Source organism: Stenotrophomonas indicatrix, from assembly GCA_041545745.1.
GTDB classification, from domain to species: Bacteria; Pseudomonadota; Gammaproteobacteria; order Xanthomonadales; family Xanthomonadaceae; genus Stenotrophomonas; species Stenotrophomonas indicatrix_A.
Map to the genome: position 1 here is coordinate 3,859,478 of CP168152.1, position 14,742 is coordinate 3,874,219.

The 14,742-nt window shown below is 66.7% G+C and carries 16 protein-coding genes; 5 read left to right on the forward strand and 11 right to left on the reverse strand.

The genetic code is table 11. The annotated features are described in order from the left end of the window. Positions 1–72 precede the first annotated feature (72 nt). The 4 genes from ACEF39_RS17540 to ACEF39_RS17555 all read right to left on the reverse strand — a co-directional run bounded on the left by ACEF39_RS17540 (position 73) and on the right by ACEF39_RS17555 (position 5,185). The gene (locus ACEF39_RS17540) at positions 73–1,482 is read right to left on the reverse strand and encodes an efflux transporter outer membrane subunit (RefSeq protein WP_500285985.1); all 1,410 of its coding nucleotides are present in this window, start codon (positions 1,480–1,482) and stop codon (positions 73–75) included. Continuing rightward, the gene (locus ACEF39_RS17545; protein WP_500285986.1) at positions 1,479–2,561 is read right to left on the reverse strand and encodes an HlyD family secretion protein; all 1,083 of its coding nucleotides are present in this window, start codon (positions 2,559–2,561) and stop codon (positions 1,479–1,481) included. Before ACEF39_RS17545 ends, ACEF39_RS17540 begins: the two co-directional genes overlap by 4 nt. A 22-nt stretch (positions 2,562–2,583) precedes the next feature. Next, complete coding sequence (locus ACEF39_RS17550) at positions 2,584–4,113, reverse strand: MFS transporter (RefSeq protein ID WP_500285987.1); 1,530 nt, start codon at positions 4,111–4,113, stop codon at positions 2,584–2,586. A gap of 154 nt (positions 4,114–4,267) precedes the next feature. Then, entirely contained in the window at positions 4,268–5,185 is a 918-nt protein-coding gene (locus tag ACEF39_RS17555; RefSeq protein ID WP_100462647.1) for a LysR family transcriptional regulator, read from the reverse strand. Positions 5,186–5,326: 141 nt separating this feature from the next. Between ACEF39_RS17555 and ACEF39_RS17560 the strand changes: the two genes are divergently transcribed. Both ACEF39_RS17560 and ACEF39_RS17565 read left to right on the forward strand, forming a co-directional pair. After that, on the forward strand, positions 5,327–5,767 hold the full coding sequence (locus tag ACEF39_RS17560) for a universal stress protein (RefSeq protein WP_500285988.1): 441 nt from the start codon (positions 5,327–5,329) through the stop codon (positions 5,765–5,767). A 10-nt stretch (positions 5,768–5,777) separates the two neighbouring features. Continuing rightward, complete coding sequence (locus ACEF39_RS17565) at positions 5,778–6,248, forward strand: hypothetical protein (protein WP_500285989.1); 471 nt, start codon at positions 5,778–5,780, stop codon at positions 6,246–6,248. Positions 6,249–6,289: 41 nt separating this feature from the next. Here the strand turns inward: ACEF39_RS17565 and ACEF39_RS17570 are convergent, their stop codons facing one another. The 5 genes from ACEF39_RS17570 to frmR form a co-directional block, all read right to left on the reverse strand. Further along, on the reverse strand, positions 6,290–7,735 hold the full coding sequence (locus tag ACEF39_RS17570; protein ID WP_500285990.1) for a GGDEF domain-containing protein: 1,446 nt from the start codon (positions 7,733–7,735) through the stop codon (positions 6,290–6,292). Positions 7,736–7,962: 227 nt separating this feature from the next. Beyond that, positions 7,963–8,793, reverse strand: coding sequence for an S-formylglutathione hydrolase (gene fghA, locus ACEF39_RS17575; RefSeq protein ID WP_500285991.1), 831 nt, complete (start codon positions 8,791–8,793; stop codon positions 7,963–7,965). Between the two features lie 63 nt (positions 8,794–8,856). Beyond that, positions 8,857–9,216, reverse strand: a complete 360-nt coding sequence (locus ACEF39_RS17580) for a YqcC family protein (protein ID WP_500285992.1) — start codon at positions 9,214–9,216, stop codon at positions 8,857–8,859. Between the two features lie 8 nt (positions 9,217–9,224). Next, positions 9,225–10,334 carry an S-(hydroxymethyl)glutathione dehydrogenase/class III alcohol dehydrogenase gene (locus ACEF39_RS17585; RefSeq protein ID WP_265953351.1) on the reverse strand — a complete coding sequence of 370 codons (1,110 nt, stop codon included), beginning with the start codon at positions 10,332–10,334 and terminating at the stop codon, positions 9,225–9,227. 62 nt (positions 10,335–10,396) lie between these two features. Further along, positions 10,397–10,672, reverse strand: a complete 276-nt coding sequence (gene frmR, locus ACEF39_RS17590) for a formaldehyde-responsive transcriptional repressor FrmR (RefSeq protein ID WP_005411009.1) — start codon at positions 10,670–10,672, stop codon at positions 10,397–10,399. 182 nt (positions 10,673–10,854) lie between these two features. Here frmR and ACEF39_RS17595 point away from each other — a divergent pair, with 182 nt between their 5' ends. After that, complete coding sequence (locus ACEF39_RS17595) at positions 10,855–11,274, forward strand: Imm70 family immunity protein (protein WP_500285993.1); 420 nt, start codon at positions 10,855–10,857, stop codon at positions 11,272–11,274. An 18-nt stretch (positions 11,275–11,292) separates the two neighbouring features. Here ACEF39_RS17595 and ACEF39_RS17600 read toward each other — a convergent pair whose 3' ends face one another. Further along, positions 11,293–12,201: a LysR family transcriptional regulator gene (locus tag ACEF39_RS17600; RefSeq protein WP_500285994.1), complete on the reverse strand. Its 909-nt coding sequence runs from the start codon at positions 12,199–12,201 to the stop codon at positions 11,293–11,295. 130 nt (positions 12,202–12,331) lie between these two features. On the opposite strand from ACEF39_RS17600, the gene ACEF39_RS17605 reads away from it, so the two are divergent. Beyond that, positions 12,332–13,435 carry an alkene reductase gene (locus tag ACEF39_RS17605; protein WP_500285995.1) on the forward strand — a complete coding sequence of 368 codons (1,104 nt, stop codon included), beginning with the start codon at positions 12,332–12,334 and terminating at the stop codon, positions 13,433–13,435. Positions 13,436–13,486: 51 nt separating this feature from the next. Here ACEF39_RS17605 and ACEF39_RS17610 read toward each other — a convergent pair whose 3' ends face one another. Further along, a complete protein-coding gene (locus ACEF39_RS17610) occupies positions 13,487–14,164 on the reverse strand; it encodes an SMI1/KNR4 family protein (protein ID WP_500285996.1) in 678 nt (225 codons plus the stop codon). 112 nt (positions 14,165–14,276) lie between these two features. On the opposite strand from ACEF39_RS17610, the gene ACEF39_RS17615 reads away from it, so the two are divergent. Continuing rightward, positions 14,277–14,693, forward strand: coding sequence for a VOC family protein (locus tag ACEF39_RS17615; protein WP_500285997.1), 417 nt, complete (start codon positions 14,277–14,279; stop codon positions 14,691–14,693). Positions 14,694–14,742: the final 49 nt, after the last annotated feature.

Consider the following 14,742-nt stretch of genomic DNA (forward strand, 5'->3'; position numbering starts at 1 on the left):
CAAAAGGCTGCCAACCAAGGTTGGCAACTACCCGAGCCGCCGGGCATGACCCGGCGCTACCGGTTCCCTGGCTTACCAGCCGCCGCCCAGCGCGCGATACAGCTCCACGCGTGCAATCGCGGCTGTGGCCTGGCTGTTGGCCAGCGCGGCCTGGTTGTCCAGCGCGATGCGTTGCGTGCTCAATACATCCAGCATGTCGACCACGCCGGCCTGGTACTGCCGACGCGCGGCGCCCAGCGCCGTCTCGCTCTCATCCACCGCCACATGCAGCTGCGCGGTACGCTGCTGTTCGGCGGCATAACCATCAATGGCATCGTCCACTTCATGCCAGGCCTGCAGCACGGTACGGCGGAACTGCAGGGCCGCCTGTTGCTGCTGCAGCCTGCTCAGCGCCAGATTGGCCTTCAGGCGTCCGCCCTGGAAGATCGGCAGACTGATCGACGGGCCGATACTGAAGCGATGCGCGTTCCAGCCATCCAGGTCATCCAGCTGCTTGGCCTGGAAACCGGCATCGCCATTCAAGGTGATGCGCGGCAGGAAGCTGGCCTTGGCCACGCCGATACCCGCCGTGGCTGCATGCAACGCCGCTTCGGCGCGACGGACATCGGGGCGACGCTCGGCCAGCTCACTGGGCACGCCCACGGCGACGGTCGGCAACGCGGGCCAGTCGCGGCGCGCGTTCTGCAACTGCGCATCCAGCGCCAGTGGCGGCTGCGCCAGCAGGAACGCCAGCGCATTGCGCAATTGTGATTCGCGATGCCGCAACGGCGCGATGCGTGCCTGCAACGATGCCACCTGCGCCGCCGCACTGGACACCTGCAACGTGCTGGCCACGCCCTGGCGCTGGCGCGCTTCGGTCAACCGCTTGATGTCGTGGGCGATGCTGAGGTTGTCCTCGGTGATGGCCAGCAGCTGGCGTGTTGCGCGCAACTGCAGGTAATCGCGCGCGGTCTCCGCCAGCAGAGCGATACGCACCGCGTGTGCATCTTCCTCGGCCATCTGCACGCGTGCGTCGGCGGCTTCCACCTGACGGCGTACGCGGCCCCACAGATCCAGTTCCCAGCTTATGCCGATGCCGGCCTGGAACAAGCCATAGTCTTCACGACCGCCATTACCGGACGGATCGTTCAGTCCTACCTCGCTGTTGCGCGCGCGCACGCCGCTGGCGGTGGCGCTGACGCTGGGCAGGCGGTCGGCAGCGGTGACGCCACGCGCGGCACGACTCTGCTGCACGCGGTTGGCGGCCAGCTGCAGGTCGAGGTTGGCCTGCAGTACCTGCGTCGCCAATTGCCCCAGCAGCGGGTCGTCGAAACCGGACCACCAGCGGGCATCGTCATCCAGTGCAGCTGACGCCACCGCTTCGCCCTGCCACTGCGTGGGCAGCTCGGCCTGCGGGCGCACGAAGTCCGGGCCCAGCATGCAGGCGGTCAGGGCCGTGCACAGTACCGCCGCAGCCAGTACACGTGGGAATACGCGGATCATGCGCCCTCCCCGCCCTTGCGGTGCTGCTCGCGCTGCGCGCTCTGTACCCGCTGCGGACGCTGCAGATCCACGCGGGCTTCCACCGACATGCCGGCACGCAGCTGGCCCAGCAATGCCTGCCCGGGCTCCAGCACGATCTTCACCGGAATGCGCTGCACTACCTTGGTGAAGTTGCCGGTGGCGTTCTCCGGTGCAATCGCGGCGAACGTCACGCCCGTGGCCGGGGCGATGCTGTCGATATGGCCACGCAGCGGCATGCCGGGGAACACGTCCACCGTCAGCTCAACCTGCTGCCCCGGCTGCATGCGGGTCATCTGCGTTTCCTGGAAGTTGGCGACCACGAAGGCGCGCTGCAGCGGCACCACTGCGGCCACCGGCGTGCCCGGGGTCAGGTAGGCACCGACACGCACTGCGCGGCGCCCGACCACGCCGTCGATCGGTGCGCGCAGCTCGGTGTGCGACAGATCCAGTTCGGCGCGTGCCTGCGCGGCTTCGGAACGCTGCACGGCTGCCTGCGCGGCCTGCACCCCGGCAGTGAGGATGTCGGTGCGCTGGCGTGCGGTCGACAATGCGGCCTGTCCCTGTTGCAGGTGCGCACTGGCCACCGCCTGCTTCGACTGCGCCTGCTGTGCGTTCTGCACGGTACCGGCACCGTCGCGGGCCAACTCGCGGTAACGCTGCTGGTCGGCGCTGGCCAGGGTCAGCTCGGAGCGGCTGACATCCACACTCGCCATGGCCTGTTCGATCAGCGAGCCCTGCTGTGCCAGCGCCGCCTGTGCGTTGGCCAGCTGCGCACGTGCATTGGCCAGGTCGGCGCGGGCCGCCAGCAACGCGACCTGGTAGTCACGGTCATCGATGCGGGCCAGCACGTCACCGGCTTTCACCGCTTGGTTGTCCTGCACGTCCACCGCGCTGACGAAGCCGGCGATCTTCGGTGCGACCACTGTGTAATCGGCGACCACATAGGCGTTGTTGGTGGTCTGGTGGCGGCCATCGCGCAGCAGCAGCCATGCGGCGCCGGCCAGCACCAGCACGCCCAGGCCGAGGCCGGCGTTGAGATACGTTCGATTGATTGTCATGAGGGGGTTCCTGCGAAGGGGATCAGGCCACGGCACGTGGCGGATGGATGCGGGTGGGCATCCAGGCAATGAGAGGAATGAAGGCCAGCGCGACCAACGCGACCAGCAGGTAGAGATCGGCCGAGGTCAATGCCTGCACCTGCGCATGCAGGCGCGCGCCCAGTTGCGGCCCCTCGGCCAGCCACGGCCGTTCGCCAAGGCGGTCGACCAGCACGGTGGAATGGAAATGTCGGCGTCCCTGCGCGACCGCTTCAAGCACACCGCTGGCCAGTACCGCGGCAAAGCCCTTCACCGTGTTGAACCACGCCGAGGCGAAGGGGCCGTCCTGTGGCGCAAGGCCACCTGTGGCCAGCATCAGCAGCGGCAGCACCGCCATCGGCTGGGCAAACACCTGCAGCAACTGCACCCACAGGAAGTTGTCGCGAATCCAGCTCACGTCCAGATGCGCGCCCAGCCAGCAGGCCAGCGCCAGCATCGCCAGGCCGGTGGCCTGCACCCAACGGCAATCGATCGCGCGGATGTTCAGCAATGCGGCTACCAGCGGCAGCGCGATGACCTGCGGCACCGCTACCCACAGCAGCATCGGCGCGGCCTGTTGCGGGCGATAGCCCTGCACGCTGGCGAGGAAGCCGGAGGGAATGGAGATCACCGCCAGCAGCACGAACAGCACGCCACCGAGGGTAACCAGCGAGTAGCTGAGGTTGCGGTTGGCCAGCAGCTGCAGCTTGAAGAATGGCAGCGGGTGGAACCACTCGTTGATCAGGAACAGCACCAGCAACCCGGTACCGCCACCCAGCATCAGCGTGATCAACGACGAGTCGAACCAGTTCAGGCGCGGGCCCTGCACCAGGCCCAGCACCAGCAGCACCAGCGCCGGCAGGCCGAGCATCAGGCCGACGCCGTCGAACTGCGCGAAGCGCTCCAACCGCAGGGGATCCTGTGGCAGGCCCCAGCCAACCATCGCCATCGCCGCCAGGCAATACGGCACGATCTGCCAGAACGCCCAGTGCCAGCCTGCCTGCTCCACCCAGAACGCGGCCAGCGGCGTGCCCATGCTCGGCCCGAAGGTGGCGGTCAGTGCGTAGGCGGCCAGGCCGTACAGCTTGATGCCCGGCGGCAGGAAGCGCAGCGCCACGCTCATCAGCAGCGGCGGCAACGCGCCACCACACAGGCCCTGCAACGCGCGCAGCACCAGAAACGTCTGCAGGTTGGGGGCCAGCGGGCACAGCACGCCCAGCACCATGAACCCGCCGATCATCGCCAACGCAAAACGGCGCAGCGAGAAGGTGGCGGCGCACCACGGTGCGAACGCCATCGCGCTGACCGACATCGCGCTGTACAGCGCCACGATCCAGCTGCCGTCGTCGACGCTGAAACCCATCGCACCGCGGATGTCGGCCAGTGCGACCTTGGTGACGTTCTCGTTGAAGCCCGACACCAGCACCGCCAGCAGCACACCGCACAGCCCTACCAGGATGCGCCGGTCGAGCCCGGGAGCAGCGACGGGCCGGGGCGCTGCCGGCGCCGGCAGCATGGCGGCGGGCGTGCTCACTGCCGGCTGCCGATCCGTGCAGTGCACGGCATATGTGGAGTCATTGGATTGCGCTCAGTGAAACTATCGGGAGCGCAGTCTAGAAAGGCCGTTGCCTGCGAAAAATGGCGTGTCCGGCATCGCAGGCGTGCGTCCGGCGCACGCCTGCCAGCGATCAGTGGCGGGCTGCCTCGACCGAATCGCACATCACCTTGATCGCCCGCCGCAGCCACTGGTGCGCCGGGTCGTTGTCCATGCGCGGATGCCAGGCCTGCACCAGGGCCACGGTACGTACCGGCACCGGCAACGGGAACATGCGCAGCGGCAGGCCCATGTGGGTGATGCGGTCGAGCATCACGCTCGGCATCTGCGGCAGTACGAGGTCCGAATCAGCGGCGGCGAAGATCGCACCGTGGAAGGTGGGAATGACCACCGCCACCCGCCGCTGCAGGCCGAGCACGGCCAGTTCCTCGTCGATCGGGCCGTGCGCCAGCCCGCGCCGGGACACGGCGATGTGGTCGCAGGCCGCGAAGCGTTCAGCGCTGATGTCGCCGTCGAACAGCGGATGATCCTCGCGCGCGGCGCCCAGCAGCGAGGTGGTGAACAGGTGCTGCACCTTGGTTTCCGGGCTGTGCTTGCCCGCCGTACTGATGTACAGGTCGATCCGCCCCTGCACCATCGCATCGTCATCGGTATCGCCTTCGGGCACGAAGCGCAGCATGCAGCGCGGTGCCTGCTGGCGGAACACCTCGCGCAGGCGGCCGCCATAGCTGCCGATGAACACATCGTTGGCGCGCACGCTGAACGTTCGTTCCAGGGTGGCCATGTCGACCTCGCGGCCCGCATTGAACACGCGGTGTGCCTGCTCGATCACATCGCGCACCTGCTCACGCAGTTCCAGCGCGCGTGGCGTGGGGGCGAGCCCACGGCCGGCGCGCACCAGCACCGGATCGCCCAGGGCCACCCGCACCCGGCCGAGGGTACGGCTCATCGCCGGCGCACTGAGGTTCATCCGCCGCGCGGCGGCGGCCACGCTGCACTCGTCGATCAGCACATCCAGTGCCAGCAACAGGTTGAGGTCCGGCAAGGGCATGGCAGTCTCCCGTAAATGGGATGACTCTACTGCAATCCAAACCAACCAGAGTTGCGTCTTGCGCACGCATTGACTGCGGCGCACGGCATGGGTGCGCGCGACGACATGCGCGACCATCACCACCCTGCAAAGGAGCTTTTCATGTTCAACACCCTGCTGGTCGCGCTTGATGGCGGCCCCCAGCACGACCGCGTGCTGGACCTCGCCGCCGCCATGGCCGGCCCCCGCAGCCGCCTGCACCTGCTGTGCGTGCTCGACCCCGAATTCGCACTGGCAGCGGATGCCACCGATGCCGACCGCCGCGAATATCCCGCCGCCGCCCGGCAACAGGCGCATGCCGAAGCCGTGCTGGCCGACGCCCTGGCCGAGCTGCGCGAGCGCGGCGTGGACGCCATCGCACAGCTGCCGTCCGGCGACCCGGGCGAAGTGATCAGCGCGCAGGCGCGTCGCCTGCAATGCGATCTGATCGTCATCGGCCACCGCCATCTGTCACGTCTGCAGCGTCTGTTCGAGCCCTCGGTCGGGCAATGGACCATCGACCATGCGCCCTGCCCGGTGCTGGTGGAAACACGCGATCGGTAGGTACGCCCGCATGGCCTCACGTTCCCCTGTATTTCCCACCCGTGTGAGTTATCGCGCCTTTGGCCGTCAGTTCAGTCGCGGCGAACAGGCCCTGCTGGCTGCGCTGCGGCAACTGGGCGACCCTGCGCTGCAGGCCCAAGGCCTGGTGCAACTGGCCGCCCTGGGCCTGGATGTCGAGGGTTGCGACGCCTTCCGTGAACTGCTGCCATTGCTGGCCACGCCGCACGCACCGATCGAGCTGCTGCCGGCCGGGTCGCCCTTCATCTCCGCCAGCGAACTGGACCTGCTGGTCTGTCTGCTGCGCATTGCGCAATGGCGGCACGCGCGCCCACGCGAGGACGATGTGCTGGCGCCGCTGCGTCGACAGCTGGCATGTTGTGCGGCGGCGGTGCACGCCACGCCGTTGACGTTGCGGCAACGGTCGCTGTCACCGGTGGGGTTGCGTCTGCTGGATCCGGCCGGATGGCTGCGCCAACGCTGATCGGCCACGCGACGCCCTGCCGCGGCAGTGGCCCAGGCGTGCTAACAGTCCAGCATGTCGTGCGCGCCCCCGTCGTCGTCCAGCACGTGCGCGTGCAGGATCACCCGGTTGCGGCCTGCACGCTTGGCCGCGTACAGGCCGGCATCGGCATCGGCCAGCAACTGTTCGGCGCTGGCCAGCGCTGGCGGATGCAGGTAGCCCACACCCACGCTGATGCTGACCGAGCCTTCCGGCAGTGGCAGCGCTTCCACCGCCTCACGCAGGCGCTCGGCCAGCGCCAGCACACCCGACAGCGGGCTGCCGGGCACGATCACCGCGAACTCCTCACCGCCATAGCGCGCCACGCTGTCGGCCGCGCGCCCGGCGGTGGCCTGCAGCACCGCAGCCACCGCCTGCAGGCAGCGGTCGCCGGCAGGATGGCCGTGCTGATCGTTGAATGCCTTGAAATGGTCGATGTCCACCAGCAGCAACGCCATTTCGCTGCCGCTGCGGCGCGCACGGTTCCATTCGGCCAGCAACAGCGTGTCGAACTGGCGGCGATTGGCTACGCCGGTCAGACCATCCTGCCGCGCCAGCTGGTCCAGGCCCGCCTGTCGTTCAAGCAGATCGATCTGCAGCAGGGTGCTGCGCAGGCTGAAGCCCAGCGTCGCCACCACGAAGCCGGTCACCGCCAGCGGTCGGGCGTGATCCACCACCAGGGTACCGACCACCAGCAGCAGCAATGGCAGGATGATCGGTCCACCCGCCTGTACCAGCCGCGACAGGCGCGGATGCAGCGATAGGCCGGGCGCTGGCGCCTGCCGCAGCGCCAGCATGGCCAGCAACAGGAACGGCAGGTCGATCAGCAGATCGTTGTAGGCACCAAAGGACTGCTCGGCGGTGTAATGGTTGATGTAGTACGCCACCACCAGATAGACAAGCGCATACAGCGCCAGCGCGCGGAAGAAGCTGCGCCGTTCCGGCACGTCACCGGCCAGCCAGCGCACCACCGCGAAGCCGGCGATGCACAGGTTCTGGATGTCGAACATGCGCTGCATGTGCGCCATCGCCTGGTCATCGATATCGATGCGGTCGGCGAACGACTGGGTATGCACGAAGAACAGCACGCCCAGCAGGGCCGCCATCACGCCGTCGATCAGGCTGATGACGCGACGTTCGCGCCGGGCACGGGCGAGGATGAACACCAGCGGCACGCCATACAGCACGTACAGCAGCAGACTGACACGGGGGGTAAGGTCGGCCCGTCCCGCCCCCAGCGCGTCGGCCATGTTGAACGCCATGCCGCCGGCCCAGAGCAGCAGCGCCATGGCAGTGGCCCGCCAGCCCAGTGCAGCGCGGTCGCGCTGACCGCGCCACAGGCAGGCCGCAGCGGCCAGCAGAGGCGCCGCTGTCAGGAACACGAACGATCCCCCACCGGCCGTACCCGGCCAGAACGCCACTACCACGCCATGGCAGATCACGAATATCAGCGCCAGCACAACCAGCATGCATCCCCCATGCGCAAGGCCGTATGGCGGCACGATAGCGCGCCGGCACGCCACAGCGGCGTGATCCACTGCGGCAAAACGGCACTCCGCGTGCACGTCCTGGTAGTGCCGGCCGCTGGCCGGCAACCCCAGGAGAAACACGGAGCTGCAGATTGCCGGCCAGCGGCCGGCACTACCAGCAAACCGTCAGGCGTACAGCGCGCGGGCGTGATGGGCCCGGCAGACCCTCAGGCGTGCAGGGCGCGGGCGTGGTGGGCGATGTGCTCGCCGATGAAGCTGGCGATGAAGTAGTAGCTGTGGTCGTAGCCGGGCTGCAGGCGCAAGCTCAACGGATGGCCGGCGGCATCACAGACCTGCTGCAGGCGCTGCGGCTGCAGCTGGGTGTGCAGAAACTCATCACCCTCACCCTGGTCAACCAGCAGCGGCAAGCGCTCGCCGGCGTTGGCCACAAGCGCGCAGGCGTCCCACTGCACCCAGTCCGCCGGGTTGTCACCGAGATAAGCGCTGAATGCCTTCTGCCCCCACGGCACGTGGCTGGGCGCAACGATTGGCGAGAACGCCGACACGCTGCGGTACCGGCCGGGGTTGCGCAGCGCGATCACCAGTGCACCGTGGCCGCCCATCGAATGGCCGCTGATGCCCCGCGCATCGGTCACCGGGAAATTCGCTTCGATCAACGCCGGCAGCTCCTGCGCCACGTAGTCGTGCATGCGGTAGTGCTTCGCCCACGGCGCACGGGTGGCGTTGAGATAGAAGCCCGCGCCCTTGCCCAGGTCATAGCCCTCGGCATCGGCCACGTCATCGCCGCGCGGGCTGGTGTCCGGGGCGACGATGATCACGCCGTGCTCGGCCGCATAGCGCTGCGCGCCGGCCTTGGTGATGAAATTCTGCTCGGTGCAGGTCAGCCCGCTCAGCCAGTACAGCACCGGCAGCTTTCGGGTTGTCGCCTGCGGCGGCAGGTACACGGCGAACTGCATGTCGCAGCCCAGCGTGGTCGAATGATGGCGGTAGACGTCCTGCCAGCCGCCGGCACAGGCGCGGTGTTCGATACGTTCCATGAGGTTCTCCTGCGCGACGCGTCAGTGCACGCGTGCTTCTGGTAGATGCCGACCTTGGTCGGCTTATCCACGCACGGCGTGGATGCCTTTGTTGATCAGTTCATCCAGCTGCGCCAGCAAGCCCAGCAACGGTTCGACGCCAGGCTGGCCATCAAGATTGCGATACGCCGCCGCTGCCACGTTGCTGCGCGGCGGCCACTGGCCATCAGCGCGGGCCTCATGCAGACGCGGCAGGAATACCTGCCCCAGCCACTGCTCGAACGGCATGCCGTCGTCGCTGCCGAAGGCCGAGGTCACCGCACGCGGCGGCCCCACCTCGCCCACCACCCAGCCCAGCGCGCGCAGCGCCTGCTCGATCGGGGCGACCAAGGCCGCGCGCGGGTCTTCCGCACGCGGCCAGCGCAGGGCATCCAGCCAGCCCATGGCGCGGCTCAGTAGTGGACCACCGAACGGATCGACTTGCCTTCGTGCATCAGGTCGAAGGCTTCGTTGATCTTGTCCAGGTCCATGGTGTGGGTGACGAACGGGGCCAGCTCGATATCGCCCTTCATCGCGTCTTCGACCATGCCCGGCAGCTGGCTGCGACCCTTCACGCCACCGAACGCGGTACCCATCCACTTGCGGCCGGTGACCAGCTGGAACGGACGGGTGGAGATCTCCTGGCCCGAACCGGCCACGCCGATCACCACGCTCTGGCCCCAGCCACGGTGTGCGCATTCCAGCGCCGCACGCATCACGTTGACGTTGCCGATGCACTCGAAGCTGTGGTCCACGCCCCAGGTGGTCATCTCCACGATCACCTGCTGGATCGGCTTGTCGAAGTCCTTGGGGTTGATGCAGTCGGTAGCACCGAATTCGCGGGCGAGTTCAAACTTGGACGGGTTGGTGTCCACCGCGATGATGCGTCCGGCCTTGGCCTGGCGCGCACCCTGGATGACCGCAAGGCCGATGCCGCCCAGGCCGAACACGGCCACGCTGTCGCCTTCCTGCACCTTGGCGGTGTTGTGCACCGCGCCGATGCCGGTGGTCACGCCGCAGCCGAGCAGGCAGACGTGCTCCGGGTTCGCGTCCGGGTTGATCTTCGCCAGCGACACCTCGGCAACGACGGTGTATTCGCTGAAGGTCGAGCAGCCCATGTAGTGATAGATCGGCTCGCCGTTGTAGCTGAAGCGGCTGGTGCCATCGGGCATCACACCCTTGCCCTGGGTGGCACGCACCGACACGCACAGATTGGTCTTGCCGCTCTTGCAGAACAGGCACTCACCACACTCGGCGGTGTACAGCGGAATGACGTGGTCACCCGGCTTGACGCTGGTCACGCCCTCGCCCACCTCCACCACGATGCCGGCGCCTTCATGGCCCAGCACCACCGGGAACAGGCCTTCCGGATCATCGCCGGACAGGGTGAACGCATCGGTGTGGCAGACACCGGTGTGGGTGATCTTGACCAGCACTTCGCCCTGCTTCGGCGGGGCGACGTCGATCTCGACGATCTGCAGCGGCTGGCCGGGACCAAAGGCGACGGCGGCACGGGATTTCATGATGGCACTCTCCAAAAAGGTTTGCGGAAAACAGGATGCGCGGCGCTGTGTCGCGCCGTCGTTCATTTCAGGTACGAGCGGATCAATGCGCTCATGTCGCGCACGCGTTCTGCGCGTTGTTCATCGGAGGCTGCGGGCTGGCCAAACTCCTCGCGCAGGTGCGCTTCCATCACTTCGGACATCAACCCGTTGACCGCGCCACGGATGGCGGCGATCTGCTGCAGCACCGGCCCGCAGTCGGCGCCGGCTTCCAGCGCGCGGTCCAGCGCATCGCACTGGCCGCGGATGCGGCGCACGCGGGCGAGAACCTTCTTTTTCTCTTCGGGGGAGTGTGGCATGGCAGGCCAGCCTCGAAACTATACTGGGGGATAGTATACAGGGGCTAAGAAGCTGACGCTAATGGCTTCTCTTTAAGCTCTCTTCTCACCAATAGCCACTAAAGATCAATGTGTTAGCCAGCGATCTCTTCCACCAGGCTGTTGTCTGCCAATCTCTACTCAACTGAGTCAGGAGGGGCACGATGGGAATCGGTATCCAACTGGGAAACATCACCGATGAGATCGGCACCAGTGCGTTTCTGTATGCCTTTTTCTCGACCATCTCCGGCAACCTGGAACCCGATGGGTGGGGAAGCCGCTTCCCCATCATCATGAACAAGCTCTATGGCGGAACGCTGCCGCGGGAGGACGGCGCCGCCGCACTGGCCGAGATTCAGATCATCCAGAATGAACTTGCCCACCTTTCCCCGGGCAAAGTCATCTGGTCCCTTGAAGACCTGGCTCTACAACCGCCATGGGGCAACAGCATCTCGACAGACATCAACAGTCTTGCGGATTACTTCGTCACCGCGCACGGACAGGATCTCATCGGGATTCTGATTGAGGTCTTTGAGGATCTCACTGAAGGCGAGGAAGCTTGCGCGAAAATCGTCAGCTACTGAGCCGTCACCAAGGTCCGTTCAGTCGAAGGCACCCTCTGCAGCTAACCGGGTCATCTCCTCCACCACGTAACGCACCTTCGGCCGCAGATGCCGCGTCTGTGGCCACAGTGCGTGGATGTCCACGTGGTGCTGCATGCAGTGATCGAGCACCGACTGCAGCGCACCGGACTCGATATGCCGGCGCACCAGCGATACCGGCATCTGGCAGATGCCCAGGCCAGCCAGCGCGCCTTCGATCACCGCATCGCCATCATTGAGCTGGTAGGTGCCGCTGGGAATGAACACACCTTGGGTGCCCGCATCCCCCATCCGCCAGGCTACGGGTTGTCCATGGCGGTAGCCGACGATGCTGCGGTGTGCATGTAGATCGTCAATGGTTCGTGGCGTGCCATGCGCCTGCAGGTAGGCCGGCGACGCGCAGGTCACCAGCCGCTGGCTGGCCAGCTTGCGTGCGACCAGATGCTCGGCGTGATGCAGGCCGCCAAAACGGATCAGCAGGTCGATGCCTTCTTCCACCGGGTCAACGAAGTGATCGGTGAAGGTCATCGTCAACTGCAGGTCCGGATGTTCATTGCACATGCGCAGCAGCACCGGCAGCACCACCAGCCGACCGAACGAGGACGGCATGTCGATGCGCAGGCGGCCGCTCGGCAGATGCGCAGCCGAGCCCAGGCACGCTTCGGCTGCCGCGATTTCATCCAGCGCCGCCGCGCACGAGGCGTAGTACGCCTCGCCGTCGGTGGTCAGCGCGATGCGCCGGGTGGTGCGATGGAACAGGCGCACGCCCAGCCGCGTTTCCAGCCGGGCGATGGCCTTGCCGACCGCCGAGCGGGAGATGCCCAGCGCGTCGGCCGCTTCGGTGAAGGTGGCCGAGCGCGCCGTGGTGACGAAGGTCACCAGACCGTTCAACGATTCGACAGGCAGCATCGGCAGACTCGTTCATTGGGGACAGATAGTCCCGCCTGACGGGAAATCTACCGCCTTTATGCGCCTGCATGTCAACTCCATCATGGTGCTGTCGCGCCGCTGGCGCCCTCCCCGCTCCGAGATGACTGACATGACCGCCGCCCTGTTCCGCCCCTTTGACCTCGCTGGACTGCCCCTGCACAACCGCATCGCGATGGCGCCGATGACCCGCGCCCGCAACCCCGGCGCCGTCGCCAATGCACTGACCGCGCAGTACTACCGGCAGCGTGCCAGTGCCGGCCTGATCATCAGCGAAGGCACGCCGGTGTCGGCGCAGGGCCAGGGCTACATCGACGTGCCCGGTATCTGGTCGGCCGAGCAGGTCGCTGGCTGGAGGCTGGTCACCGAGGCCGTTCACGCCGAACAGGGCGCGATCTTCGCCCAGCTGTGGCACGTCGGACGCATGTCACACGCCTCGCTGCAGCCCGACGGCGGCCAGCCGGTGAGCGCCGGCACGCGATCGGTGGCGAGCGATCCGAAGAACACTTCGTTCGTCTACCTGGACGACGGCAGCCGCGGCCATGCCGATCCGACGCCACCGCGTGCGCTGCGCACCGACGAAGTGCCGGGTATCGTCAGCGACTTCGTACGCGGCGCTGAAAATGCCATCGCTGCCGGCTTCGATGGCATCGAACTGCATGCTGCCAACGGCTACCTGTTCGAGCAGTTCCTCAACCCGGTCACCAATGATCGGCAGGATCTCTACGGTGGTTCACTACGCAACCGCGCCCGGCTGATCCTGGACACCGTGGATGCGATGGCCGCGCGCATCGGCGCGCACCGCATCGGCGTGCGCCTTGCACCGAACAGCCAGGTCTTCGACATGCCCGCCTATGCGGAAAACGAAGCCAGCTATCTGTACCTGGCCGAGGAACTGGGCAAGCGCGGGCTGGCCTATGTGCATCTGAACGACAACTACCTGCACGGCGCACCGGCGATCGGCGAGGCCTTCCTCAAGGCCTTCAAGCAGGCCTATGGCGGCACGGTGATCCTGGCCGGCGGCATGACCCGCGAACGCGCCCTGCGGCTGGTCGAGGAAGGCACCATCGATCTGGCTGCGTTCGGTCAGCCGTTCATCGCCAACCCGGATCTGGTCGAGCGCCTGCAGCGCGATGTCCCGCTGGCCATCCCCGACCGCAGCACCTATTACGGCGGTGGCAGCGAGGGCTACCTCGACTACCCGGCCGCAGGCTGATCACGCAGGAGCCGGAGCGCGTCTGATGGCTGCGCTCCAAGCATCCGAGCTTCAGGCGTCTTCGCGCACGTAGGCGAACGACTCGTCCAACCGCTCAAAGCCGATCACCGCAGCGACGATGGACTGCGCGTCATCGTCGCTGATACTTCCTTCAGCAATATCGTCAACGCGGGCGAACAGCCGCTGCAACGCTGCGTACTGGTCACTGCGCAGGAAGGACTGGTGGGTCTGCAGCCAGCGCTGCAGATTCCCGCCCAGTTCGCCTTGCGACAGCAGCGAGTACGGCCGCTCGTACTCGGCAACCGCTTCGACCATCTTGCGGAACAGGAAATCCTGGTAACTGGCGGCCAGCACATCGGCACGATCGTCGTCATGCCACACCAGCACGACCGGCGGTTCGACGAAACCGGGCGCGTTGCTCCAGAAGCAGTAGCTGTCGCCTGCCCCGGTCCGCGCGAAGGGCAGCAGCTGCAGGTCAGAGCGCAGGGGATTGTAGTGATCCTCCGTCGCAAGCTCCTGCCACGCCTCAAGCAGCTCATCGTGTTCCAACGGCTCGTACTCCTGGGCGTACAACAGCACCGGCGGATCCGCCTGCAACGTCGGAAAGACCACCTCGGACCATTCCGGATGGGGACTGCCCCAGCTCAACCGACCCACTGCATGCAGCTGCTTGAACAAGGGCGGGAAAGACTGGCCGGCGGCCTGTTCGATGTCAGATAGCGTGCCCATGGATGGCCTTGTCGATAGAGGCCGCCCAGCTTGCCTGAAGCCTGGCCGGAGATGTACCCGCGTCCTGCGCCAGGGCTAGACTGCATGCAATCGGAAGCCGCCAATCGCTGCAATGAACGCCACTGCCCACAGCTTCATCGTCAACATCGATGTCCCTGACCTGGCCGCCGCCGAGACGTTCTACACCCAGGCATTGGGCCTGCGCATCGGTCGTCGGCTGGGTTCCGGTGCCACCGAACTGCTCGGTGGCCCCACGCCGCTGTACCTGCTGCAGAACGATACCGGCAGTGCATCGACCGAAGACGGCGATGTGCGCGATTACGAGCGCCACTGGACGCCGGTGCATCTGGACTGGGTGGTCGCTGACATCGACGCCGCGCTTGCCCGCGCGGTTGTGGCCGGAGCCGCGCCCGAACGTCCCATCCGCGAACGCCGCTGGGGAAAGATCGCCGTGCTGTCCGATCCTTTCGGCCATGGCTTCTGCCTGATCCAGTTCAGCGACGAGGGTTACGACGCGCTGGGCGAATGAGTTGCTGACTGAGTGGCGGGCGCCAATCCACGCATGGTGTGGATCTACT